The sequence below is a fragment of the Pseudomonas sp. 2VD genome, from assembly GCF_005503585.1.
Classification (GTDB): Bacteria; Pseudomonadota; Gammaproteobacteria; order Pseudomonadales; family Pseudomonadaceae; genus Pseudomonas; species Pseudomonas aeruginosa.
On record NZ_SCND01000064.1, the window covers coordinates 1 to 21,308 of the forward strand.

Consider the following 21,308-nt stretch of genomic DNA (forward strand, 5'->3'; position numbering starts at 1 on the left):
GTGGGCTCGGAGATGGGTATAAGAGACCGGCCCTGGCGCGGCCGCGCCAAGCTGCTGAAGATGGCTGCGCGAGCCATCGACGAGGCCTTGCGCGGCCAGCCCGATCTCGATTGCACGGAGCTGCCGCTGCTGCTCTGCGTCGCCGAGGGCGACCGTCCCGGACGCTGCGCGGGGCTCGACGAGTCTTTCCTGCGTGACCTGGAAGGCGAGCTGGGACGACGCTTCCATCCCTCCTCGGCACTCATCGCCCGTGGCCGGGTCGGTGGCGCGGTGGCCCTGCTCAACGCGCGCAAGCTGATCCAGGGCGGCTGCCGGCAGGTCCTGGTGGCCGGCGTCGACTCCTTCGTCAGCGGCCCGACCCTGGCCGCCTACGAGGCCCGCGAGCGGCTGCTGACCAGCCAGAACTCCAACGGCTTCATTCCCGGCGAGGGCGCCGCCGCCGTGCTGGTCGCCGCGCCGCTCCACGAAGAGGCGCCGCAGCTGCTCTGCATCGGCCTCGGCTTCGGCATCGAGAAGGCCACGGTGGAGAGCGAGGACCTGCCGTTGCGCGCCGACGGCCTGACCCAGGCCGTGCGCGCCGCCCTCGCCGAGGCTGGCTGCGGCCTGGAGCAGATGGACTACCGGCTCACCGACATTTCCGGCGAGCAGTACTACTTCAAGGAGGCCTCGCTGACCCTGAGTCGCAACCTGCGCGTGCTCAAGCCGAAGTTCGACCTCTGGCACCCCGCCGACTGCATCGGCGAATGCGGCGCCGCCATCGGTCCGGCGTTGCTCGCCGTGGCCCTGGCCGCTTCGCGCAAGGGCTACGGCGACGGGCCGAACGTGTTCTGCCACCTGGGCAACGATGCCGGCGAACGCGCCGCCGCGCTGCTCAGCTATCGACGGGTGAGGGCTGCCTGATGGCCAACGAGGTGTACGCCAACAACATGGAGATCTCCTGCAAGGCGGCGAGCGGCAAGTCCATCGCGGCCTTCCCGGATGTCTGCTTCACCCCGCCGCAGGCGCCGCCGACGCCGTTGGGGGTACCGATCCCCTACCCCAATACCGGCCTGTCCAAGGACACCACCAAAGGCACCCGGACCATTCGCATCACCCGCAAGGAGGTGATGCTGAAGAACAAGAGCTACTACAAGACCAGCTACGGCGACGAGCCGGGGCGGGCGCCGAAGAAGGGCATCGTCACCAGCAAAATCAAGGGCAAGGTGTACTTCACCTCCTGGTCGATGAACGTCAAGTTCGAAAGCAAGAACGTGGTTCGCCACCTCGACCTGACCACCCACAACCACGCGTCCTTTCCCGGCAATACGCCACCCTGGATCTATTCCGACAAACAGACCATGGCGCTGCACAAGGATTGCGAGGAGGACGTGCAGAAGGAGAAGACGGCTTGCGCCGGCAAGAAGACCAAGGCGGAGAAGTGCGCCGACGATGGCTGCAAGAAAGCCAGGAAATGCCTGTTGGTTTCCTACAACCAGGGCAAGAGAAAGAGCGGCATCGGCTGCTGTCCCGGCGAACAGCCGCACCACCTGATCGAGGCGCATTGCTTCTACGAGGTGGGCAAGCGCGGCGAGGGCGACAGCATGTTCTTCAACGCGCCTGCGGGCAAGCAGCCGTACAAGGACACCGAGTCGCCCTGCGTGTGCGCCGAAGGGCCCCGGCATGCGGGCGAACACGGCCAGTACCATGCCTTCCAGCAGGCTCTGGAGGCCAAGCACCACGAGAAGTCCGGCGGCTGGACCTACGCGGATGCGCGCAACGCCGGGGTCAAGGCGAACAAGGCGGTGAACGAACAGTGCAACGACAAGTGCACCGCGGCTCAGTTGGACAGTTATCACAAGGAACGCTGTGGGGTGACCGACAGCACGCCGCTCAGGACCGACCCGCAGGCGGGGACACGCTCGGTGGGTACGCTGGACGCCAAGCAAACCGCTGCCCTGCAGGCGGAAATCGGGGCGATGAGCGGCATGTCGGCGGCCGGCGGTTCACTGTAAGGAGTAGAAAGTGTCGTTCGAGAAAAATCATTTCAGCTATCTGCATGGCGTGGTGCAGAGCCGCACGACGATCCGCGCGGTGGCCCAGATCGATCAGTTGACCGAACAGGGAGCGGCCAACGCCACCCTGATCAAGTGGAATCTCTCGTCGCCGCCGCCAGCGGCGTTCAACCTGGCTTGGTACTGCACGCGCATGGCGATCCAGAAGGTTCCGCGTGGTGGCGGCATCGAGCTGATCTACATGGGGCCGGATGGGCACATGGGCTACGGCACCGCCAACGGCGATAGCGAGGCGCCGATCTGGCCGGCCGGTGAAGGGCCGGATGTGTACGGCGTCCTGCGCGACCTGCAGGGCATCGGCGATGGCGTCTATGCGGTGGGCATGGGCCGTCAGGTCTACCGTCGCGACCCGTCGGGCGCGTGGCAGCGAAAGGATGCGGGGACGCTGCAGGACCGCGAGCTGATGGATGTCGTCGGCTTCAACGCTATCCATGGCCTCGACGAAGCGGACCTGTATGCCGTGGGCTACGCCGGTGAGGTGTGGCGTTGCGGCAATGGACGCTGGGAGCAGTTGGACAGCCCAACCAATGTAATCCTCAATGCGGTGCACATGCTTCCCGACCGCCGCGTGGTGGTGGCGGGCAAGAACGGCTTTCTGATGATCGGCTCGGCGAGTGCCTGGAAGGTCGTCGAGACCGGGCTGGACGCGCAGATATGGGACGTCCAGTACTTCAACGACGACATCTACCTGGCTACCAGCAATGCGCTTTATCGGCTCGATGCACACCATGTCCCGCAGCAGGTGGACATGCGCCTCTGCGGGCCGGTGACCTGTGGCCAACTGCATGCCGGCGACGGCATTCTCCTGTCCACCGGTCGCAAGCACCAGTGTTGGAGCGACGACGGGAGCGTCTGGCATGACCTCACCTGAGTTGCGCCCATGCTGACTTCCGTGGTGCTCGACCAGCACGCCGAGGAAGCCGCCTTCCTTGCCCTGCTCCGCGACTACGCCGTGCGTGCGCCCCATTACGACTTGGAGGAGCTCGCCGAGCTCGATCAGCGCATCGAGGCGCACCTGGACGGCCTGGCGATCGCCGGCCAGGCCGGCCATGACGCCCTGCTCGAGCAACTCGACGCGCACGCCCAGGGCGAGGCGTTCGCCCTCGCGGTGCTGGCCATGCAGGCAGGAGACGATGCGTTGATCGGACGGATGCGCGCCTGTCTTGCGGCGTCTCCGGAAGCCCGGCGCGGTTTCGCCGCAGCCCTCGGCTGGCTCGACTGGGACCAGGCGCGGCCCTGGGTGGAGCGCCTGCTGGCCTCGCCCGAGCCGCTGTTCCGCGCCATTGGCCTGGCCGCCTGCGGCATGCATCGGCATGACCCGGGGCCGGCGCTGCTGTCCGCCCTTGGCCACGCCGACCCGGCGGTGCTGGCGCGCGCCGCGCGCACCGCCGGCGAGCTGCGTCGGCGCGACCTGATGGCGAATATCCGCGCCTATCGCGCCCACGATGACCCGAGCCTGCGCTTCTGGGCCAACTGGGCCACCGCGCAGATGGGCGACGAGGAGGCGTTGGGGCCATTGCGTGCGTTCGCCGGGCAGCCCGGCCCGTTCCAGCTGCCGGCGACCATGGTGCTGCTCGCCTGGCAGCCGCGCGACACCAGCATGGCCTGGATTCGCCAACTGATGCAGGCGGCGGACACGCGGCGGATCGGCATCCAGGCCACCGGCCTGTTCGGCGATCCGGTGGCGGTGCCCTGGCTGATCCAGCAGATGCGCGACGAGAGTCTGGCGCGGGTCGCCGGCGAGGCCTTCAGCCTGATCACCGGCGCCGACCTGGCGTTGCTCGACCTGGAGCTGGAGGCCTTGCCCGACTACGACCCAGGCCCCAACGACGATCCCGACGACGACAACGTCGCCCTCGACGACGACGAGAACCTTACCTGGCCGGAGGCGGAGCGAGTCTCCGCCTGGTGGCGTGACAACGGCGCGCGCTTCGTCGCCGGGCGCGCCTACCTGCTCGGCGAACCTCTGGGCGAGGCGCGCTGCCGCCAGGTCCTGCGCAACGGCCAGCAACGCCAGCGAATGGCTGCGGCGTGCCTGCTGGCGCGCTTCGTGCCGAACCTGCCGCTGTTCCCCACCGGTGCGCCGGTGCGCCGCCAACTGGACCTGTTCTGATAGCTGGCTGGCGCCGGGCGGCCAGGTCATGGCCGCTGGCGCGGTGCGCCGGATTTTCCCATTCGACGAATTTCCCTGCACGTAGCCAACCGGTTGACTGAAACCTTTCACCACTTATGCGGGACGAATGGAAATGCCACTCGTTTGCCATGATAGCCTGTCGACATCCTCTGGAAATATCGTGAAAAAAGCTGACAACGTGCGAGATAGAGGGATTTTTTAATTTATGGTTAAGCTTCGGGCATTAGCGTTGAGCACCAGAAGTGACCGGTCGGTCACATAGGTCGCTCTGCGTTTGTTGTGCCTTTTTCCTATGGGGAAAGCGTCGGCAGACGTGGGAAAATTCAATCGATCCATTCATCGAGGTTCCGAACCATGCCAGACCGTATGCGGGGCGTTAAGTCCGATTCTCCAGAGCAGGAAAGCGCTGACGACGCATTGAAAAGGATTGTCGATGGATTCCAGCATTTCCGCCGGGAGGTCTTTCCCGAGCAGCAGGCGCTGTTCAAGAAGCTCGCCAATAGCCAGCGGCCGCGGGCGATGTTCATCACCTGCGCGGATTCGCGCATCGTTCCCGAGCTGATCACCCAGAGTTCCCCCGGCGACCTGTTCGTCACCCGCAACGTCGGCAACGTGGTGCCGCCCTACGGGCAGATGAACGGTGGCGTCTCCACCGCCATCGAATACGCCGTGCTGGCGCTGGGCGTGCACCACATCATCGTCTGCGGCCACTCCGACTGCGGGGCGATGCGCGCCGTGCTCGATCCGCAGACCCTGGAACGCATGCCGACGGTCAAGGCCTGGCTGCGGCACGCCGAGGTGGCACGCACGGTGGTGGCGGACAACTGCGACTGCGGCGCCAGCCACGACACCCTCGGAGTGCTCACCGAAGAGAACGTGGTGGCCCAGCTCGATCACCTGCGCACCCACCCCTCGGTGGCCTCGCGCCTGGCCAGCGGGCAACTGTTCATCCACGGCTGGGTGTACGACATCGAGAGTGCGCAGATCCGCGCCTACGACGCCAAGCAGGGTCGCTTCCTGCCCCTCGACGGCGAGCATCCGGTGCCGATGGCCACGCCCGCGCCGCGCTACCTGAACTCGTGATAGCGGCGGCCGTGCGGGCCGCCGGATAACAACAGCGTTTTCGCGTCACCTTTCGCCGTTCCTGCCATGGACGACCTCTGGGAAGCCCCGTTCCGGGGCTGAACGGGTCGCTATTACAAGAAAAAACACACTGCGCACACACAACCGGCGCCGGGCCTGGTCCTGGCGTCGCTCCCTCGTCGTGGAAAAAATTCGCAGGAGAACTGTGCCATGCATGTTTCAAAGGTGTTTCCGTCCCTCCGGGACACGTTGCCGCGGGACCTGATGGCCTCCGTGGTGGTGTTCCTCGTCGCCCTGCCGCTGTGCATGGGCATCGCCATCGCCTCCGGGATGCCGCCGGCCAAGGGCCTGCTCACCGGCATCGTCGGTGGCCTGGTGGTCGGCTTCCTGGCCGGCTCGCCGCTACAGGTTAGCGGCCCGGCGGCCGGCCTCGCGGTGCTGGTCTTCGAACTGGTGCGTACCTACGGGGTGGCCATGCTCGGGCCGATCCTGCTGCTCGCCGGCGCCATCCAGCTGCTCGCCGGGCGGCTGCGCCTGGGCTGCTGGTTCCGGGTCACCTCGCCGGCGGTGGTATACGGGATGCTCGCCGGCATCGGCATCCTCATCGTCCTTTCGCAATTGCACGTGATGCTCGACCTGGCGCCCAAGGCGTCCGGCCTCGACAACCTGCTGGCATTCCCCCAGGCGGCGTTCGCCGCGCTCGGCTCGCTGGGCATGGACAGCGGCCTCGACGCGGCGCTGCTCGGGCTGGGCACCATCGCGGTGATGTGGGGCTGGGACAAGCTGCGTCCGCAACGCCTGCGCTTCCTACCCGGCGCGCTGCTCGGCGTGAGCCTGGCGACCCTGGCCAGCCTTTGGCTGGCGCTGGACGTGCGGCGGGTCGAGGTACCGGCCAACCTCGGCGAGGCCATCGACTGGCTACGCCCGGCCGACCTGCTGGCCCTGGCCGATCCCTCCCTGCTGCTGGCGGCGGTGGTGGTGGCCTTCATCGCCAGTGCGGAGACCCTGCTCTCGGCGGCGGCGGTGGATCGCCTGCACGACGGCCCGCGCTCGGACATGGATCGCGAGTTGTCCGCCCAGGGGGTCGGCAACATGCTCTGCGGCCTGCTCGGCGCGCTGCCGATGACCGGGGTGATCGTACGCAGCTCGGCCAACGTCAATGCCGGTGCGCGAACCCGCGCCTCGGCGATCTTCCACGGCCTCTGGTTGCTCGCCTTCGTCCTCCTGCTCGGCAGCCTGCTGCGGCAGATTCCGGTGGCGAGCCTGGCGGGGGTGCTGGTCTATACCGGGGTCAAGCTGGTCGATTTCAAGGCCCTCGGCAACCTCTCTCGCTACGGCCGGATGCCGATGCTGGTGTACGCGGCCACCGCCCTGGCCATCGTCTTCACCGACCTGCTGACCGGCGTGCTGGTGGGCTTCGCCCTGACCCTGCTGAAGCTGGTGCTGAAGGCGGCGCGGCTGAAGATCGCCCTGCGCTACACCGGCGAGCATGAAGCCGAGCTGCGCCTGAGCGGCGCCGCGACTTTCCTCAAGGTGCCGGCGCTGTCGCGGGTGCTCGACGAGGTCAAGCCGGGGACCACCCTGCACGTACCGATGGATAACCTCAGCTATGTCGACCATGCCTGCATGGAGCTGCTCGAGGACTGGGGGCGGATGGCACCGGTGCAGGGCTCGCGCCTGGTGATCGAACCGCGCGCCTTGAAGCGTCGCCTGGAAGGGCGCCTGCGCGGCAGCGTCGGGTTGGGCGGCGCGCGCAATGGCGGGGCGGTCAGCCCAGGCTGAGTTCCACCCCGAGCTGCTTCGACAGGCACGGCCACTGCTGCCAGGCGGCGACCACCCGCGGGTTCTTCAGGTTCTCGCGGTAGGCGCGGGCCGAGTCGGCGTCGAAGGTGGTGGCGTCGAGCATGTTCTCCACCGCATGGTGGACGGCTTCGTCCAGCCGGTTGGCGAACGGCTCGCCGATCAACTGGTGGGCCACCAGGTTGGCCACGGTGGTGTCCAGCGGGATCAGCGCCTGGCCGAAGTGGGCGATGTAGCGGTCGTTCACTTCTTCCACCAGGCGGTGCGCCAGGTAGGCCTCATCGAGCAGGGCGTCGAGGCCGTCGTGGCCGGCGAGCAACGCCGGCGGGGTGAGGAAGAACTGCTCGGCGACCTTCAGCACCGGCTTGATCCGTTCCTCGATGCCGGCTTCGCGGGCCACGCTGTTGGCGGCGTCGAGCAGGTCCGGTACCTGTTCGACGTAGGCGTGGACGAAGCGGGTGAGTATGTCTTCCGTGTTCTCGCCTTGCGGCTGGATGGTGCGATGCAGGCGGGGCAGGCAGCTGGCTATCAGATCAGCCAGGTGACCGTGGCGGGCTTCGCTGAGGTGCGCCTGCTGGATGAGTTCACGGAGGGCAGCGGTGTTCATGGGTTCTCCCATACAACGGGGATGGTGAAGAAGAGGAGAAACATAGCCGGCGGCGCGCGCCGGCTAAGACGCGATTGTCATAATCGCTTCGTGGTTATGCGAGGATGATATATCAGGCGGCCACCATTCGCCTGCAAAGCCACGCCGCTCGCGGCTTTTAGAGAAGAATCGGCACTTTCCAGCGACGTTTTTACGCTGCGTTGTTATGTCGCAGCCGCTGTCTATACTCCCACTCGAATGCTGAACCTGATGAACCCGGCCTGCCTTGCTGTGTGCCGAGGTGCGACGGTCAAAGTTCGTTGTCTTGGCGGTCCACCCCTTGGCCGTTGGCGTCTGCCGGCGGGATAAAAACAACGATAAGGGGAACCCGAATGCTGCGACATCCACGAGTCTGGATGGGCTTCCTTTTGCTCTCGGCGATCAGCCAGGCGAATGCTGCCTGGACGGTCAACATGGCCCCGGGCGCTACCGAGGTGAGCCGGTCCGTCTTCGACCTGCACATGACCATCTTCTGGATCTGCGTGGTGATCGGCGTGCTGGTCTTCGGCGCGATGTTCTGGTCGATGATCGTCCACCGCCGCTCCACCGGCCAGCAGCCGGCGCATTTCCACGAGAGCACCACGGTGGAAATCCTCTGGACGGTGGTGCCGTTCGTGATCCTGGTGGTGATGGCGGTGCCCGCCACCCGCACCCTGATCCACATCTACGACACTTCCGAGCCGGAGCTGGACGTGCAGGTCACCGGCTACCAGTGGAAGTGGCAGTACAAGTACCTGGGCCAGGACGTCGAGTACTTCAGCAACCTGGCCACCCCGCAGGACCAGATCCACAACCGGCAGGCGAAGGACGAGCATTACCTGCTGGAGGTGGACGAGCCGCTGGTGCTGCCGGTGGGCACCAAGGTGCGCTTCCTGATCACCTCCAGCGACGTGATCCATTCCTGGTGGGTGCCGGCCTTCGCGGTCAAGCGCGACGCCATCCCCGGCTTCGTCAACGAGGCCTGGACCAAGGTCGACGAGCCCGGCATCTACCGCGGCCAGTGCGCCGAGCTGTGCGGCAAGGACCACGGCTTCATGCCGATCGTGGTCGACGTCAAGCCCAAGGCCGAGTTCGACCAGTGGCTGGCCAAGCGCAAGGAAGAGGCGGCGAAGGTCAAGGAACTGACCAGCAAGGAGTGGACCAAGGAAGAACTGGTCGCGCGCGGCGACAAGGTCTACCACACCATCTGCGCCGCCTGCCACCAGGCCGAAGGCCAGGGCATGCCGCCGATGTTCCCGGCGCTGAAGGGTTCGAAGATCGTCACCGGGCCCAAGGAGCACCACCTGGAAGTGGTCTTCAACGGCGTGCCCGGCACCGCCATGGCGGCCTTCGGCAAGCAGCTCAACGAGGTCGACCTGGCCGCGGTGATCACCTACGAGCGCAACGCCTGGGGCAACGACGATGGCGACATGGTCACCCCGAAAGACGTCGTCGCCTACAAGCAGAAACAACAATAGGAGACCGCCATGAGTGCTGTGATCGATACGCCCGACCACCATGCCGGCGACCACCACCACGGACCGGCCAAGGGCCTGATGCGCTGGGTGCTGACGACCAACCACAAGGACATCGGCACCCTCTACCTGTGGTTCAGCTTCATGATGTTCCTGCTCGGCGGCTCGATGGCCATGGTGATCCGCGCCGAGCTGTTCCAGCCCGGCCTGCAGATCGTCGAGCCGGCGTTCTTCAACCAGATGACCACCATGCACGGCCTGATCATGGTCTTCGGCGCGGTGATGCCGGCCTTCGTCGGCCTGGCCAACTGGATGATCCCGCTGATGATCGGCGCGCCGGACATGGCCCTGCCGCGGATGAACAACTTCAGCTTCTGGCTGCTGCCGGCGGCCTTCGGCCTGCTGGTCAGCACCCTGTTCATGCCCGGCGGCGGCCCCAACTTCGGCTGGACCTTCTACGCGCCGCTGTCGACCACCTTCGCCCCGCACAGCGTGACCTTCTTCATCTTCGCCATCCACCTGGCCGGGATCAGCTCGATCATGGGCGCGATCAACGTGATCGCCACCATCCTCAACCTGCGCGCCCCGGGCATGACCCTGATGAAGATGCCGCTGTTCGTCTGGACCTGGCTGATCACCGCGTTCCTGTTGATCGCGGTGATGCCGGTGCTGGCCGGCGTGGTGACCATGATGCTGATGGACATCCACTTCGGCACCAGCTTCTTCAGCGCCGCCGGCGGCGGCGACCCGGTGCTGTTCCAGCACGTGTTCTGGTTCTTCGGCCACCCCGAGGTGTACATCATGATCCTGCCCGCCTTCGGTGCGGTCAGTGCGATCATCCCGACCTTCGCGCGCAAGCCGCTGTTCGGCTACACCTCGATGGTCTACGCCACCGCCAGCATCGCCTTCCTCTCCTTCGTGGTCTGGGCGCACCACATGTTCGTGGTCGGCATCCCGGTCACCGGCGAGCTGTTCTTCATGTACGCCACCATGCTGATCGCGGTGCCCACCGGGGTGAAGGTGTTCAACTGGGTGACCACCATGTGGGAGGGTTCGCTGACCTTCGAGACGCCGATGCTGTTCGCCGTGGCCTTCGTCATCCTGTTCACCATCGGCGGCTTCTCCGGACTGATGCTGGCGATCGCCCCGGCGGACTTCCAGTACCACGACACCTACTTCGTGGTCGCCCACTTCCACTACGTGCTGGTGCCCGGCGCGATCTTCGGCATCTTCGCCTCGGCCTATTACTGGCTGCCGAAGTGGACCGGCCACATGTACGACGAGACCCTCGGCAAGCTGCACTTCTGGATGAGCTTCATCGGCATGAACCTGGCGTTCTTCCCGATGCACTTCGTCGGCCTCGCCGGCATGCCGCGACGGATCCCCGACTACAACCTGCAGTTCGCCGACTTCAACATGGTCTCGTCGATCGGCGCCTTCATGTTCGGCACCACCCAGCTGCTGTTCCTGTTCATCGTCATCAAGTGCATCCGCGGCGGCAAGCCGGCCCCTGCCAAGCCCTGGGACGGCGCCGAGGGCCTGGAGTGGAGCATCCCCTCGCCAGCGCCCTACCACACCTTCAGCACCCCGCCCGAGGTCAAGTGAGGAGCGCGCCATGAGCGATGCCAAGGTCGATACCCGCCGCCTGGTCGGCCGCCTGTTGCTGGTGACCGTGCTGATGTTCGCCTTCGGCTTCGCCCTGGTGCCGCTCTACGACGTGATGTGCCGCGCCCTGGGGATCAACGGCAAGACCGCCGGCAGCGCCTACAGCGGCGAGCAGCAGGTGGATGTCGGGCGCGAGGTGAAGGTGCAGTTCATGACCTCGAACAATATCGACATGGTCTGGGAGTTCCGCTCCGCCGGCGACCAGTTGGTGGTGCATCCCGGCGCGGTGAACCAGATGGTGTTCTACGCGCGCAACCCGAGCGACAAGCCGATGACCGCGCAGGCCATCCCGAGCATCGCTCCGGCCGAGGCTGCCGCCTACTTCCACAAGACCGAATGCTTCTGTTTCACCCAGCAGGTGCTGCAACCCGGCGAGAGCATCGAGATGCCGGTGCGCTTCATCGTCGACCGCGATCTGCCCAAGGATGTGCGGCACGTGACGCTGGCCTACACCCTCTTCGATATCACTGCGCGGAAGCCGCCCGTACCGGTTGCGGGACGATAAGGAGAACAACATGGCAAGCCACGAACACTATTACGTCCCCGCCCAGAGCAAGTGGCCGATCATCGCCAGCATCGGCCTGCTGGTGACGGTGTTCGGCCTGGGTACCTGGTTCAACGACCTCACCGCCGGCCACAAGGAGTCCCATGGCCCGTGGATCTTCTTCGTCGGCGGGCTGATCATCGCCTACATGCTGTTCGGCTGGTTCGGCAACGTCATCCGCGAGAGCCGCGCCGGACTCTACAGCGCGCAGATGGACCGCTCGTTCCGCTGGGGCATGAGCTGGTTCATCTTCTCCGAGGTGATGTTCTTCGCCGCCTTCTTCGGCGCGCTGTTCTACGTCCGCCACTTCGCCGGTCCCTGGCTCGGCGGCGAGGGTGCCAAGGGCGTGGCGCACATGCTCTGGCCGAACTTCCAGTACAGCTGGCCGCTGCTGCAGACCCCGGACCCGAAGCTGTTCCCGCCGCCGAGCGCGGTGATCGAGCCGTGGAAGCTGCCGCTGATCAACACCATCCTGCTGGTCACCTCCAGCTTCACCGTGACCTTCGCCCACCACGCCCTGAAGAAGAACAAGCGCGGCCCGCTCAAGGCCTGGCTGGCGTTGACCGTGCTGCTGGGGATCGCCTTCCTGATCCTGCAGGCCGAGGAGTACGTGCACGCCTACAACGAGCTGGGCCTGACCCTCGGCGCCGGTATCTACGGCTCGACCTTCTTCATGCTCACCGGCTTCCACGGCGCCCACGTGACCCTCGGCGCGCTGATCCTCAGCATCATGCTGATCCGCATCCTGCGCGGTCACTTCGATGCCGAGCACCACTTCGGCTTCGAGGCCGCCAGTTGGTACTGGCACTTCGTCGATGTGGTCTGGATCGGCCTGTTCATCTTCGTCTACGTGATCTGACCGCCACCGGGGGAATCAGAAATGCCAGGGCGCGTGGCTGTTCAGCTCGCCGCTGTAGAAGCCCCAGGCGACCAGCGCCAGGGTCGCCGCGGCGAGCACCACGCGGACGGTCAGCGAATTGACCACGCGGGAACCATGGCCCTGGTCCTTGACCAGGAAGAACAGGCCGCTGAACAGGCTCACCAGGGTAGCCAGCAGTAGCAGGACGATCGCCACTTTCAACATGGTGGGACTCCGGCGATGGGGGGATTCATGCAGTATAGCCAGCGCCTCGGGGAGGCCGGACGCAATGACAGACGCAGCATGCGTGGCGCGTTCCGCCCCGGCCTGCTGCCGACCCTGGTGGTCCTCGGCCTGCTGCCGGTGCTGCTCTGGCTGGGCACCTGGCAGTTGCAGCGGGCCGACGAGAAGCGCGCCCTGCTGGCCAGCTACGAGGCCCGGCGCGGCGCCGAGCCGGTGTCGCCCGGGCAGCTAGAGGGACTGCGCGACCCGGCGTACGTCCGCGTGCGCCTGCACGGCCGCTTCGACGAGCGGCATACGCTGCTGCTGGATAACCGGCTGCGCAACGGGCAGGCCGGGGTCGAGGTGCTGCAACCCTTCTACGACCAGGCCAGCGGCCTCTGGCTGCTGGTCAACCGCGGCTGGGTCGCCTGGAGCGACCGACGCTCGCCGCCGGCGCTGGAAACCCCCGACCGCGTCCTCCTGCTCGATGCCTGGACCTACCTGCCGCCACCCGGCGGCCTGCACCTGGCCGACGCGCCGGCCGGCGGCTGGCCGCGCCTGGTGACCCAGCTCGACATCCCGGCGCTGTGGCAGGCCTTCGGTCGCGCCGGGCTGCCCTGGGAAATCCGCCTGGAACCGGGCGACGCCAGCTTCGACACCGACTGGCCCCTGGTCTCGATGCCGCCGGAGCGGCACACCGGCTACGCCGTGCAGTGGTTCGCCCTGGCGACGGCCCTGCTCGCCCTCTACCTCTACCTCGGTGTGCGCCGCGCACGGGAGAAAAACCATGAGTCTCGCGATTCCGATGCCTGAACGTCCGCGCCGCGCCCGTGGCCGCCTGCAACTGCTGGCGATCATCGGCCTGGTGGTGGGGCCGATGCTGCTCGCCAGCGCCATGTACAAATGGAATTTCTGGGTGCCGCAGGGGCGCAGCTACAGCGGCGCGCTGATCGGCAACGGCCAGACCCCCGCCGACCTCGGCGTGCAGGGACGCAGCCAGGGCGAGCAGTGGCAACTGCTGGTGACCGCGCCGGGCACTTGCGGCGAGGACTGCCAGCAACTGGTCTACCTGGCCCGCCAGGTCAACATCGCTCTCGGCCGCGAGGCCTCGCGCGCCGGCCACGCCCTGGCCGCCAGCGGCGAGCTGCCGGCGGCCTTCGCCAACCTGGTGAGGCAGGACTACCCGCGCCTGCAGCGCTACGGCCTGGACCCGGCCCTGTACGACAAGGCCGGCGGTGGCGAGCGGCCGCTGCTGTGGGTGGTCGACCCGCACGGCAACCTGGTGCTGCGCTACGACGCCAAGGCCAACGGCAAGAAGTTGCTGAAGGACGTGCAACTGCTGCTCAAGCTCTCGCATATCGGTTGATCGGCGTGGCCGGCGCGGTTCCCGGCCCGATGAGGACAGAACGACAAGAAAAAGGGGCCCGCGAATGTCAGGCGCAACCCGCAAACCCGGTTTCACCGTCGCCGTGCTGGCGACCCTGCTGGCCGCCGTGGTGGTCCTGCTCGGCGCCTATACCCGGCTGACCCACGCCGGCCTCGGCTGTCCGGACTGGCCAGGCTGCTACGGCTTCGTCCACGTGCCGCTGAGCGAGGCGCAACTGGCCCACGCCGAACTGCACTTCCCCGACGCCCCGGTGGAGGCGCAGAAGGGCTGGAACGAGATGATCCACCGCTATTTCGCCGGCGCCCTCGGCCTGCTCATCCTTGGCCTGGCGTTGCATGCGCTGGTCCGCCGCGGGCGCGACGGCCAACCGCTGAAGCTGCCGCTGCTGCTGCTCGCGGTGGTGATCGCGCAGGCCGCCTTCGGCATGTGGACGGTGACCCTCAAGCTCTGGCCGCAGGTGGTCACCGCCCATCTGCTCGGCGGCTTCACCACCCTGGCGCTGCTCTTTCTCCTCGCCCTGCGCCTCTCCGGACGCTTCGCGGCGCGGCGCTACCCGGCGGCGACCCGCGGCCTGGCGGGGCTGGCCCTGCTCCTAGTGATCGGCCAGATCGCCCTCGGCGGCTGGGTCAGCAGCAACTACGCGGCGGTGGCCTGCATCGACCTGCCCACCTGCCATGGCGAGTGGTGGCCGCGGATGGACTTCGCCAACGGCTTCCACCTGACCCAGCACATCGGCCCCAACTACCTCGGCGGCCAGCTCGACAGCGACGCGCGCACGGCGATCCACATGACCCACCGGATCGGCGCGCTGTGCGTGACCCTGGTCCTCCTGCTGCTCGCCTGGCGCCTGCAGCGCAGCGGCCTGGTCTGGCCGACCGCGCTGATGCTGCTCGGCCTGTCGCTGCAGATCGGCCTGGGCATCAGCAACGTGCTGCTGCACCTGCCGCTGCCGGTGGCGGTGGCGCACAACGGCGGTGGCGCCCTGCTGCTGCTCAGCCTGGTGCTGGTCAACTATCGCCTGCGCGCGCCGGCCAGCGTCCGCGCGCCGGCACCGTCGCCGCAGCGCGTGCGCCGCACGCTGCCGCCGGCGCAAGGTTCGCGGCTGAAGGCCGCCTGACAGACAGAAGGATGGAGGTAAGGATATGGCCACCGTCATCGATCGCCACAGCCAGCCGACCTGGCGCGACTTCCTCGAACTGACCAAGCCCAAGGTCGTGGTGCTGATGCTGATCACCTCGCTGATCGGCATGCTGCTCGCCACCAAGGCGCCGCTGGATGGCTTCGTGCCCTGGCAGGTGCTGATCTTCGGCAACCTCGGCATCGGCCTTTGTGCCGGCGCGGCGGCGGCGGTCAACCATGTGGTGGACCGGCGCATCGACTCGATCATGGCGCGGACCCACAAGCGGCCGCTGGCCGAGGGCCGGGTGTCGCCGAGCATGGCGCTGGGCTTCGCGCTGCTCCTGGCGCTGGCCGGGATGGCCGTGCTGCTGGCCTTCACCAACCCGCTGACGGCCTGGCTGACCCTCGCCTCGCTGCTCGGCTATGCGGCGCTCTACACCGGCTTCCTGAAGCGCGCCACGCCGCAGAACATCGTCATCGGCGGGCTCGCCGGGGCGGCGCCGCCGCTGCTCGGCTGGGTCGCCATCACCGGCCACCTGAGCGCCGAGCCGCTGTTGCTGGTACTGATCATCTTCGCCTGGACCCCACCGCACTTCTGGGCGCTCTGCATCCACCGCAAGGACGAATACGCCAAGGCCGACATCCCGATGCTGCCGGTGACCCACGGCGAGCGCTACACCAAGCTGCACATCCTGCTCTATACCCTGGTGCTGTTCGCGGTGAGCCTGATGCCGTTCGTCATCCACATGAGCGGGCTGGTCTATCTGCTCTGCGCCCTGGCCCTGGGCGCGCGCTTCCTCGACTGGGCCTGGGCGCTCTACTGTGACAGCCGGCCACATGCGGCGATAAAGACCTTCAAGTACTCTATCGTCTACCTGTTCCTGCTGTTCATGGCGCTGCTGGTGGACCACTATCTGCCGCTGAAGCTGCTTCTCTGATCCCACTCTAGAGCCTTGCCCACCCATGACTCGAGTCAACAAGACCGTCCTCGTCCTCGTCGCCCTGGTCGCCCTGGTCCTCGGCCTCACCGTGCACAAGGTGCTCACCGCCCAGCGCCAGGCCGATCCCACCGTGCTGCTCGACGCCGGCATCGTGATCCTGCCGCAGACGCGCAAGGTGCCGGCGCTGGAGTTCACCAACCAGGACGGCCAGGCGGTCAGCACCGCCAGTCTCAAGGGTCGCTGGCACCTGCTGTTCTTCGGCTACACCTTCTGCCCCGATGTCTGCCCGACCACCCTCGCCCAGCTCCGCGAATTGCAGGGCAAGCTGCCGCAGGAGGTGCGCGACGACCTGCAGGTGGTATTCGTCAGCGTCGATCCGAACCGCGACACGCCGCAGCAGATCAAGCAATACCTGGGCTACTTCAACGCCGGCTTCCAGGGGCTCACCGGTACTCCGGAGAACATCCAGAAGCTGGCCAACGCCATGAGCATCCCCTACATCCCCGCCGACACCAGCAAGCCCAACTACACCGTCGACCACAGCGGCAACCTGGTGATCATCGGTCCGGACGGCGAGCAGCACGGCTTCATCCGCGCGCCGCTGAACAACGCCAAGCTGGAAGCCCAACTGCCCGGCGTGCTCAAGCCGCAGGCCTGATTCCCTTCCCTCCCCCCACCGTCCGCGGCGCTCCGGGCCTCAGGCCCGGCGCATGCCGATGTGCGGGATGTCGTCTTCCAGGTAGACCTCGGTGACCGCGACGAAGCCATAGCGGCCGTAGTAGGCCTGCAGGTGGGCCTGGGCCGAGAGGTACACCGGGGTATCCAGCCAGAGGCGCTCCGCCGCCTGCAGCGCGCGTTCCATCAACTGGTGACCAAGCCCCTGGCCGCGCGCGGCCGAGGAACTGACCACCCGGCCGATCACCACCTGGCCCTCGTGGCGAACCGGGTCCAGCAGGCGCAGGTAGGCGAGCAACTGGCCGTCGCGCCAGGCCATCAGGTGATGGGTATCGCCGACCAGGTCGAGGCCGTCGACTTCCTGGTAGGGGCATTTCTGTTCCACCACGAAGACCTCGGTGCGCAATTGCAGCAGCGCGTAGAGTTCCTTCAGGGTGAGGTCGGCGTGGTGCTTGCAGGTCCAGTCGAGCGACATGGTCGGGATTCCGGGACAGGAGACAGGAACGCGGTTATGCCATGGGCGGCGGGCCGCTGGAAAGGCGTGGCCGGTCGGTTTCGTTTCAGAACCCACGCGGCTATCCTTTGCCGAACGGCTGGAGGTGTCTCATGCGTTGGGAAGAACTGAGCGAACAACCCTGTTCGCTGGCGCGGGTGCTGGCGATCCTCGGCGATCGCTGGACCCTGCTGGTATTGCGCGACTGCTTTCTCGGCGTGCGCCGTTTCGACGACTTCGAGCGCAGCCTCGGCGTGACCCGCCACGTCCTCGCCGACCGCCTCAAGCGCCTTGTCGAAGCGGAGATACTGGCCAAGGTGCCCTACCAGGAAAGGCCGCTGCGCGAGGAATACCGGCTTACCGAGAAAGGGATGGAACTGTACCCGGCCATCCTTTCCCTGGTGAACTGGGGCGACCGCCACCTCGCCGGCGTCGAGGGGCCGCCGCTGGAGCATGTGCACAAGCATTGCGGCCAGCACATGCATGGCGTGCTGGTCTGTTCCGAATGCGGTGAGCCGCTGCACGCGCGGGACGTGACGGTACGCGAGGGGCTGTTCTGGAAGGGGCGCCTGCTGCGGCGCGGCTGAGCGTTCCAGGCCTGGCCGCCGACGCGAATCGGCGGATAACGCCGATGGCGTTACGGCAGGAAGGACGCTGTCGTACCAGGCTCCGCCGACCGGTCCCCGCTCTTCAGGGAGAGGACGTGCCGGGCAGGCCGGGACAGGCAGAGTAATTGGTGCGCGGATATCACTCGAGCCCTTGCCAGTTGACAAGTTCCTTTTAAGAACTAACTATCGTCTCTATTGGGTTCTAAAAAAGAACTAACAAGAGAGGCCTCTGCAATGACCCAGCGCAAAGCGGTTCTGGTAATGGGCGCCGGCGACGCCACCGGTGGCGCCATCGCCCGGCGGTTCGCCCGCGAGGGCTACGTGGCGTGCGTCGCCCGGCGCAACGCGGAGAAGCTGGAGCCGCTGGTGCAGGCCATCCGCGACCAAGGCGGCGAGGCCCTGGCCTGCGGCTGCGACGCACGCCAGGAGCAGCAGGTGATCGACCTCTTCGCCCGCATCGAGGGTGAGGTCGGTGCGCTGGAGGCGGTGATCTTCAACGTCGGCGCCAACGTCTGGTTCCCGATCACCGAAACCACCGAACGGGTCTATCGCAAGGTCTGGGAGATGGCCGCCTTCGGCGGCTTCCTCACCGGCCGCGAGGCGGCGCGGGTGATGCTGCCGCGGCAGCGCGGAACGATCATCTTCACTGGCGCCACCGCCTCGTTGCGCGGCCGCGCGCATTTCGCCGCGTTCTCCGGCGCCAAGTTCGCCCTGCGTGCCCTGGCCCAGAGCATGGCGCGCGAGCTGGGGCCGAAGGGCATCCACGTCGCCCACCCGATCATCGACGGCGCCATCGACACCGACTTCATCCGCGAAACCCTGCCCGAGCTGTACAAGCGCAAGGAGCAGGACGGCATCCTCGATCCCGAGCACATCGCCGAGACCTACTGGCAGATCCACTGCCAGCCGCGCGACTGCTGGGTACACGAACTGGACCTGCGCCCCTGGATGGAAACCTTCTGATCCCCGCCACGGAAAGAGCCACGCATGAGCAAGCAAATCGAGTTCTTCTTCGACTTCGGCAGTCCCACCACCTACCTCGCCTGGACCCAACTGCCGCGCATCGCCGCCGCCCATGGCGCGAGCATCGCCTGGCGGCCGATGCTGCTGGGCGGCGTGTTCAAGGCCACCGGCAACCATTCGCCGATCGAGGTGCCGGCCAAGGGGCGCTACACCCTCCACGACCTGGCGCGCTATGCGAAACGCTACGGCGTGCCGCTGGCCTTCAACCCGGCCTTCCCGATCAACACCCTGACGCTGATGCGCGGCGCCCAGGGCTATCTCGGCGGCGAAGGGTTCCACCCCTACCTGAAAGCGGTGTTCGAAGCGTTGTGGGTACGACAGCAGAACCTCGGCAAGCCCGAGGTGGTCGCCCAGGTGTTGGCGGAGGCCGGGTTCGATCCGGATGAGTTCCTCCGCCTGGTTGGCGACGAGCAGGTCAAGGAGGGGCTCAAGGCGACCACCGAAGAGGCGGTGCGGCGCGGCGTCTTCGGCGCGCCCAGCTTCTTCGTCGGCGACCAGTTGTTCTTCGGCCAGGATCGCCTCGATTTCGTCGCCGAGGCCCTTGCCGGCTGACCTCCCCTTCCCCGCGGCGAGCCGCTCTGGCCCGCCGCCTTGCGCCATCCGAGCGCCCTTCTCCCGGCTGCGGCCCGCGCGTGCCGCGGTTCCTGGCCATTCGTCGCGCCCGCCGATAGCGGCTTGTCAGGCCGACTTCTTTGCGTATAGGCTGAACTGGTCAGACCGGTAATACCACAATAAAAATGCGTTCATCGCCCGCCTCCGCGAGGCCCGATGGAAGCGCCGAATGGAGACTCCTGCGATGTTCATCAAGCGCTGTTCCCGCTCGATATTCCTGCAAGTCGTGATTGGCCTGGTGATAGGCGTCATCTGCGGGGTCGGCATTCCCGACCTGGCCGTGCAGATGAAGCCGCTGGGCGATGGCTTCATCAAGCTGATCAAGATGCTCATCGCACTGATCGTCTTCTGCGTGGTGGTCAACGGCATCTCCGGCGCCGGCGACCTGAAGAAGGTCGGCCGCATCGGCCTGAAGTCGGTGATCTACTTCGAAATCCTCACCACCATCGCCCTGGTCCTCGGCCTGGTGGTCGCCTACAGCCTGGGCCTGGGCAGCGGCGCCAACATCCATCTCAACGAACTGCCCGCCGGCGACGTCGCCCTGTATACCGGGCGCACCCAGGAGATCCACGGCCCCGTGGCATTCCTCATGGGCCTGATCCCGACCTCTGTGTTCAGCGCCTTCGCCGAGAACGACATCCTCCAGGTCCTGTTGTTCTCCGTGCTGTTCGGCAGCGCCCTGAACCTGGTCGGCGAGCAGGCCAGCGGCGTGGCCCGCCTGATCAACGAATTCAGCCACATCGTGTTCCGCATCATGGGCATGATCGTGCGCCTGGCACCGCTCGGCGTGTTCGGCGCGGTGGCCTTCACCACCGCCCGCTACGGCGTCGACTCGCTCAGCCACCTGGGCGCGCTGGTGCTGGTGTTCTACGCCACCTGCCTGGTCTTCGTCATGGCGGTGCTCGGCAGCGTCCTGCGTCTCTCCGGGGTGCGCATGCTGCCGTTCCTGCGCTACTTCCGCGAAGAGCTGCTGATCGTGATGGGCACCGCCTCCTCCGACGCGGTGCTGCCGCAGGTGATGCGCAAGCTCGAGCACATGGGCATCCGCAGCTCCACGGTAGGCCTGGTGATTCCCACCGGCTACTCGTTCAACCTCGACGGATTCTCGATCTACCTGACCCTGGCGGTGGTGTTCATCGCCCACGTCACCGGCACGCCGCTGGCGATGACCGACCTGGTCACCATCCTGCTGGTTTCGCTAGTGACCTCCAAGGGTGCCCACGGCATTCCCGGCTCGGCCCTGGTGATCCTCGCCGCCACCCTCACCGCGGTGCCGGCGATCCCGGTGGCCGGCCTGGTGCTGGTGCTTTCGGTGGACTGGTTCATGGGCATCGGCCGCGCGCTGACCAACCTGATCGGCAACTGCGTGGCCACCGTGACCATCGCCCGCTGGGAAAACGACATCGATATGCCGCGCGCGCAGGCCATACTCGACGGGCGCCTGGAGGCGCCGGCCAAGGCCGACGGCGAGCCGCTCAAGCGCAGCGCGGTGGCCGGGGAAGGCAAGCTGCATGGCTGACGCGCCGAGGCGCGTTGCACGTCCGATTGGCAAGTAAAGGGAGGCGACATGTTTTCTTCGTCCAAGCTGGTCAACGCGGTTGCCCAGCGCCTGCTCGACACCATCGAGCAGGGTCGCTGGGTCGCCGGCCAGATGTTGCCCGGCCAGCGCGAGCTGGCTGAGCAGATGGAAATCAGCCGGCCGAGCCTGCGCGAGGCGATCATGGTCCTGGAGACCCTGGGCGTGGTCCGTTCGCTGCCGGGCAAGGGCGTGATGGTCCTCGAACGCAGCGAGCCGCTGCGCGAGGTCGCGGCGCCCGGCGAGGCGACCATGGAAGACGTCCTGCAACTGCGCTATGCGCTGGAGCCGTTCATCGTCGGCATCGTCGCGCAGAGCGCCGGGGCGGCGGAGATCAGCGAACTGCGGCTGTTGCTGCTGGACCTGCGCGAAGCGGTCGAGGATGGCGACCCGCAGGCTCTGGTGGAGGCCTACAC

General features: G+C 66.8%; 23 protein-coding genes. 20 read left to right on the forward strand and 3 right to left on the reverse strand.

Going from position 1 to position 21,308, the window contains the following annotated elements; translation table 11 throughout:
* The 6 genes from FFS27_RS10025 to FFS27_RS10050 form a co-directional block, all read left to right on the forward strand.
* A partial coding sequence (locus FFS27_RS10025; protein WP_137951989.1) for a hypothetical protein occupies window positions 1-900 on the forward strand: 900 nt, incomplete at its 5' end.
* On the forward strand, window positions 900-1,991 hold the full coding sequence (locus FFS27_RS10030) for a PAAR-like domain-containing protein (protein WP_003136992.1): 1,092 nt from the start codon (window positions 900-902) through the stop codon (window positions 1,989-1,991). The genes FFS27_RS10025 and FFS27_RS10030, both read left to right, overlap by 1 nt.
* A 10-nt stretch (window positions 1,992-2,001) precedes the next feature.
* Window positions 2,002-2,922, forward strand: a complete 921-nt coding sequence (locus tag FFS27_RS10035; protein WP_021263033.1) for a hypothetical protein — start codon at window positions 2,002-2,004, stop codon at window positions 2,920-2,922.
* A gap of 9 nt (window positions 2,923-2,931) precedes the next feature.
* Window positions 2,932-4,164, forward strand: a complete 1,233-nt coding sequence (locus tag FFS27_RS10040) for a TIGR02270 family protein (protein ID WP_023100713.1) — start codon at window positions 2,932-2,934, stop codon at window positions 4,162-4,164.
* A gap of 375 nt (window positions 4,165-4,539) precedes the next feature.
* Window positions 4,540-5,268 (forward strand): carbonic anhydrase, encoded by a 729-nt coding sequence (locus FFS27_RS10045; protein ID WP_003083701.1) that lies wholly within the window; start codon window positions 4,540-4,542, stop codon window positions 5,266-5,268.
* Window positions 5,269-5,478: 210 nt separating this feature from the next.
* Window positions 5,479-7,050, forward strand: a complete 1,572-nt coding sequence (locus FFS27_RS10050; RefSeq protein ID WP_003083703.1) for a SulP family inorganic anion transporter — start codon at window positions 5,479-5,481, stop codon at window positions 7,048-7,050.
* On the opposite strand, the gene FFS27_RS10055 is transcribed toward FFS27_RS10050, so the two are convergent.
* The gene (locus FFS27_RS10055; RefSeq protein WP_016254346.1) at window positions 7,037-7,675 is read right to left on the reverse strand and encodes a hypothetical protein; all 639 of its coding nucleotides are present in this window, start codon (window positions 7,673-7,675) and stop codon (window positions 7,037-7,039) included. The two genes, FFS27_RS10050 and FFS27_RS10055, sit on opposite strands and share 14 nt — an antisense overlap.
* 371 nt (window positions 7,676-8,046) lie before the next feature.
* Between FFS27_RS10055 and coxB the strand changes: the two genes are divergently transcribed.
* The 4 genes from coxB to FFS27_RS10080 are packed head-to-tail and all read left to right on the forward strand — an operon-like array spanning window position 8,047 to window position 12,236.
* Window positions 8,047-9,171, forward strand: a complete 1,125-nt coding sequence (gene coxB / locus FFS27_RS10065; protein ID WP_003101203.1) for a cytochrome c oxidase subunit II — start codon at window positions 8,047-8,049, stop codon at window positions 9,169-9,171.
* A 9-nt stretch (window positions 9,172-9,180) separates the two neighbouring features.
* The gene (ctaD, locus tag FFS27_RS10070) at window positions 9,181-10,773 is read left to right on the forward strand and encodes a cytochrome c oxidase subunit I (protein ID WP_003083723.1); all 1,593 of its coding nucleotides are present in this window, start codon (window positions 9,181-9,183) and stop codon (window positions 10,771-10,773) included.
* A 10-nt stretch (window positions 10,774-10,783) separates the two neighbouring features.
* Window positions 10,784-11,338 (forward strand): cytochrome c oxidase assembly protein, encoded by a 555-nt coding sequence (locus FFS27_RS10075; RefSeq protein ID WP_003083725.1) that lies wholly within the window; start codon window positions 10,784-10,786, stop codon window positions 11,336-11,338.
* Window positions 11,339-11,348: 10 nt separating this feature from the next.
* Window positions 11,349-12,236 carry a cytochrome c oxidase subunit 3 gene (locus FFS27_RS10080; RefSeq protein WP_003083728.1) on the forward strand — a complete coding sequence of 296 codons (888 nt, stop codon included), beginning with the start codon at window positions 11,349-11,351 and terminating at the stop codon, window positions 12,234-12,236.
* A gap of 15 nt (window positions 12,237-12,251) precedes the next feature.
* Here FFS27_RS10080 and FFS27_RS10085 read toward each other — a convergent pair whose 3' ends face one another.
* On the reverse strand, window positions 12,252-12,461 hold the full coding sequence (locus FFS27_RS10085) for a twin transmembrane helix small protein (RefSeq protein WP_003110653.1): 210 nt from the start codon (window positions 12,459-12,461) through the stop codon (window positions 12,252-12,254).
* 15 nt (window positions 12,462-12,476) lie between these two features.
* Between FFS27_RS10085 and FFS27_RS10090 the strand changes: the two genes are divergently transcribed.
* From FFS27_RS10090 to senC, 5 genes are all read left to right on the forward strand, one after another.
* Window positions 12,477-13,271, forward strand: a complete 795-nt coding sequence (locus tag FFS27_RS10090) for an SURF1 family protein (protein WP_003128316.1) — start codon at window positions 12,477-12,479, stop codon at window positions 13,269-13,271.
* The gene (locus tag FFS27_RS10095) at window positions 13,246-13,824 is read left to right on the forward strand and encodes a hypothetical protein (RefSeq protein WP_003110655.1); all 579 of its coding nucleotides are present in this window, start codon (window positions 13,246-13,248) and stop codon (window positions 13,822-13,824) included. Before FFS27_RS10090 ends, FFS27_RS10095 begins: the two co-directional genes overlap by 26 nt.
* Before the next feature lie 64 nt (window positions 13,825-13,888).
* Window positions 13,889-14,962 carry a COX15/CtaA family protein gene (locus FFS27_RS10100; protein WP_003115033.1) on the forward strand — a complete coding sequence of 358 codons (1,074 nt, stop codon included), beginning with the start codon at window positions 13,889-13,891 and terminating at the stop codon, window positions 14,960-14,962.
* A gap of 25 nt (window positions 14,963-14,987) precedes the next feature.
* Entirely contained in the window at window positions 14,988-15,902 is a 915-nt protein-coding gene (gene cyoE, locus FFS27_RS10105) for a heme o synthase (protein ID WP_003083746.1), read from the forward strand.
* A gap of 25 nt (window positions 15,903-15,927) precedes the next feature.
* Complete coding sequence (gene senC / locus FFS27_RS10110; RefSeq protein WP_003083748.1) at window positions 15,928-16,563, forward strand: cytochrome c oxidase copper chaperone SenC; 636 nt, start codon at window positions 15,928-15,930, stop codon at window positions 16,561-16,563.
* A 39-nt stretch (window positions 16,564-16,602) separates the two neighbouring features.
* On the opposite strand, the gene FFS27_RS10115 is transcribed toward senC, so the two are convergent.
* Window positions 16,603-17,055: a GNAT family N-acetyltransferase gene (locus FFS27_RS10115; RefSeq protein ID WP_003083750.1), complete on the reverse strand. Its 453-nt coding sequence runs from the start codon at window positions 17,053-17,055 to the stop codon at window positions 16,603-16,605.
* 131 nt (window positions 17,056-17,186) lie between these two features.
* On the opposite strand from FFS27_RS10115, the gene FFS27_RS10120 reads away from it, so the two are divergent.
* The 5 genes from FFS27_RS10120 to FFS27_RS10140 form a co-directional block, all read left to right on the forward strand.
* On the forward strand, window positions 17,187-17,660 hold the full coding sequence (locus FFS27_RS10120; RefSeq protein WP_003083753.1) for a winged helix-turn-helix transcriptional regulator: 474 nt from the start codon (window positions 17,187-17,189) through the stop codon (window positions 17,658-17,660).
* Window positions 17,661-17,915: 255 nt separating this feature from the next.
* Window positions 17,916-18,644 carry an SDR family oxidoreductase gene (locus FFS27_RS10125; protein WP_003083755.1) on the forward strand — a complete coding sequence of 243 codons (729 nt, stop codon included), beginning with the start codon at window positions 17,916-17,918 and terminating at the stop codon, window positions 18,642-18,644.
* Window positions 18,645-18,668: 24 nt separating this feature from the next.
* A complete protein-coding gene (locus FFS27_RS10130) occupies window positions 18,669-19,256 on the forward strand; it encodes a 2-hydroxychromene-2-carboxylate isomerase (protein WP_003083757.1) in 588 nt (195 codons plus the stop codon).
* Window positions 19,257-19,485: 229 nt separating this feature from the next.
* Window positions 19,486-20,835 carry a C4-dicarboxylate transporter DctA gene (locus FFS27_RS10135; RefSeq protein WP_003119513.1) on the forward strand — a complete coding sequence of 450 codons (1,350 nt, stop codon included), beginning with the start codon at window positions 19,486-19,488 and terminating at the stop codon, window positions 20,833-20,835.
* 48 nt (window positions 20,836-20,883) lie between these two features.
* The coding region (locus FFS27_RS10140) for a FadR/GntR family transcriptional regulator (protein WP_137951990.1) at window positions 20,884-21,308 on the forward strand (425 nt) is incomplete at its 3' end.

Coding starts and splice junctions, on each gene's coding strand:
- FFS27_RS10030 (WP_003136992.1), top strand. CDS start 900: ATGGCCAACGAGGTGTACGCCAACAACATGGAGATCTCCTGCAAGGCG.
- FFS27_RS10040 (WP_023100713.1), top strand. CDS start 2,932: ATGCTGACTTCCGTGGTGCTCGACCAGCACGCCGAGGAAGCCGCCTTC.
- FFS27_RS10045 (WP_003083701.1), top strand. CDS start 4,540: ATGCCAGACCGTATGCGGGGCGTTAAGTCCGATTCTCCAGAGCAGGAA.
- FFS27_RS10050 (WP_003083703.1), top strand. CDS start 5,479: ATGCATGTTTCAAAGGTGTTTCCGTCCCTCCGGGACACGTTGCCGCGG.
- FFS27_RS10055 (WP_016254346.1), bottom strand. CDS start 7,675: ATGAACACCGCTGCCCTCCGTGAACTCATCCAGCAGGCGCACCTCAGC.
- coxB (WP_003101203.1), top strand. CDS start 8,047: ATGCTGCGACATCCACGAGTCTGGATGGGCTTCCTTTTGCTCTCGGCG.
- ctaD (WP_003083723.1), top strand. CDS start 9,181: ATGAGTGCTGTGATCGATACGCCCGACCACCATGCCGGCGACCACCAC.
- FFS27_RS10075 (WP_003083725.1), top strand. CDS start 10,784: ATGAGCGATGCCAAGGTCGATACCCGCCGCCTGGTCGGCCGCCTGTTG.
- FFS27_RS10080 (WP_003083728.1), top strand. CDS start 11,349: ATGGCAAGCCACGAACACTATTACGTCCCCGCCCAGAGCAAGTGGCCG.
- FFS27_RS10085 (WP_003110653.1), bottom strand. CDS start 12,461: ATGTTGAAAGTGGCGATCGTCCTGCTACTGCTGGCTACCCTGGTGAGC.
- FFS27_RS10090 (WP_003128316.1), top strand. CDS start 12,477: ATGGGGGGATTCATGCAGTATAGCCAGCGCCTCGGGGAGGCCGGACGC.
- FFS27_RS10095 (WP_003110655.1), top strand. CDS start 13,246: ATGAGTCTCGCGATTCCGATGCCTGAACGTCCGCGCCGCGCCCGTGGC.
- FFS27_RS10100 (WP_003115033.1), top strand. CDS start 13,889: ATGTCAGGCGCAACCCGCAAACCCGGTTTCACCGTCGCCGTGCTGGCG.
- cyoE (WP_003083746.1), top strand. CDS start 14,988: ATGGCCACCGTCATCGATCGCCACAGCCAGCCGACCTGGCGCGACTTC.
- senC (WP_003083748.1), top strand. CDS start 15,928: ATGACTCGAGTCAACAAGACCGTCCTCGTCCTCGTCGCCCTGGTCGCC.
- FFS27_RS10115 (WP_003083750.1), bottom strand. CDS start 17,055: ATGTCGCTCGACTGGACCTGCAAGCACCACGCCGACCTCACCCTGAAG.
- FFS27_RS10120 (WP_003083753.1), top strand. CDS start 17,187: ATGCGTTGGGAAGAACTGAGCGAACAACCCTGTTCGCTGGCGCGGGTG.
- FFS27_RS10125 (WP_003083755.1), top strand. CDS start 17,916: ATGACCCAGCGCAAAGCGGTTCTGGTAATGGGCGCCGGCGACGCCACC.
- FFS27_RS10130 (WP_003083757.1), top strand. CDS start 18,669: ATGAGCAAGCAAATCGAGTTCTTCTTCGACTTCGGCAGTCCCACCACC.
- FFS27_RS10135 (WP_003119513.1), top strand. CDS start 19,486: ATGGAGACTCCTGCGATGTTCATCAAGCGCTGTTCCCGCTCGATATTC.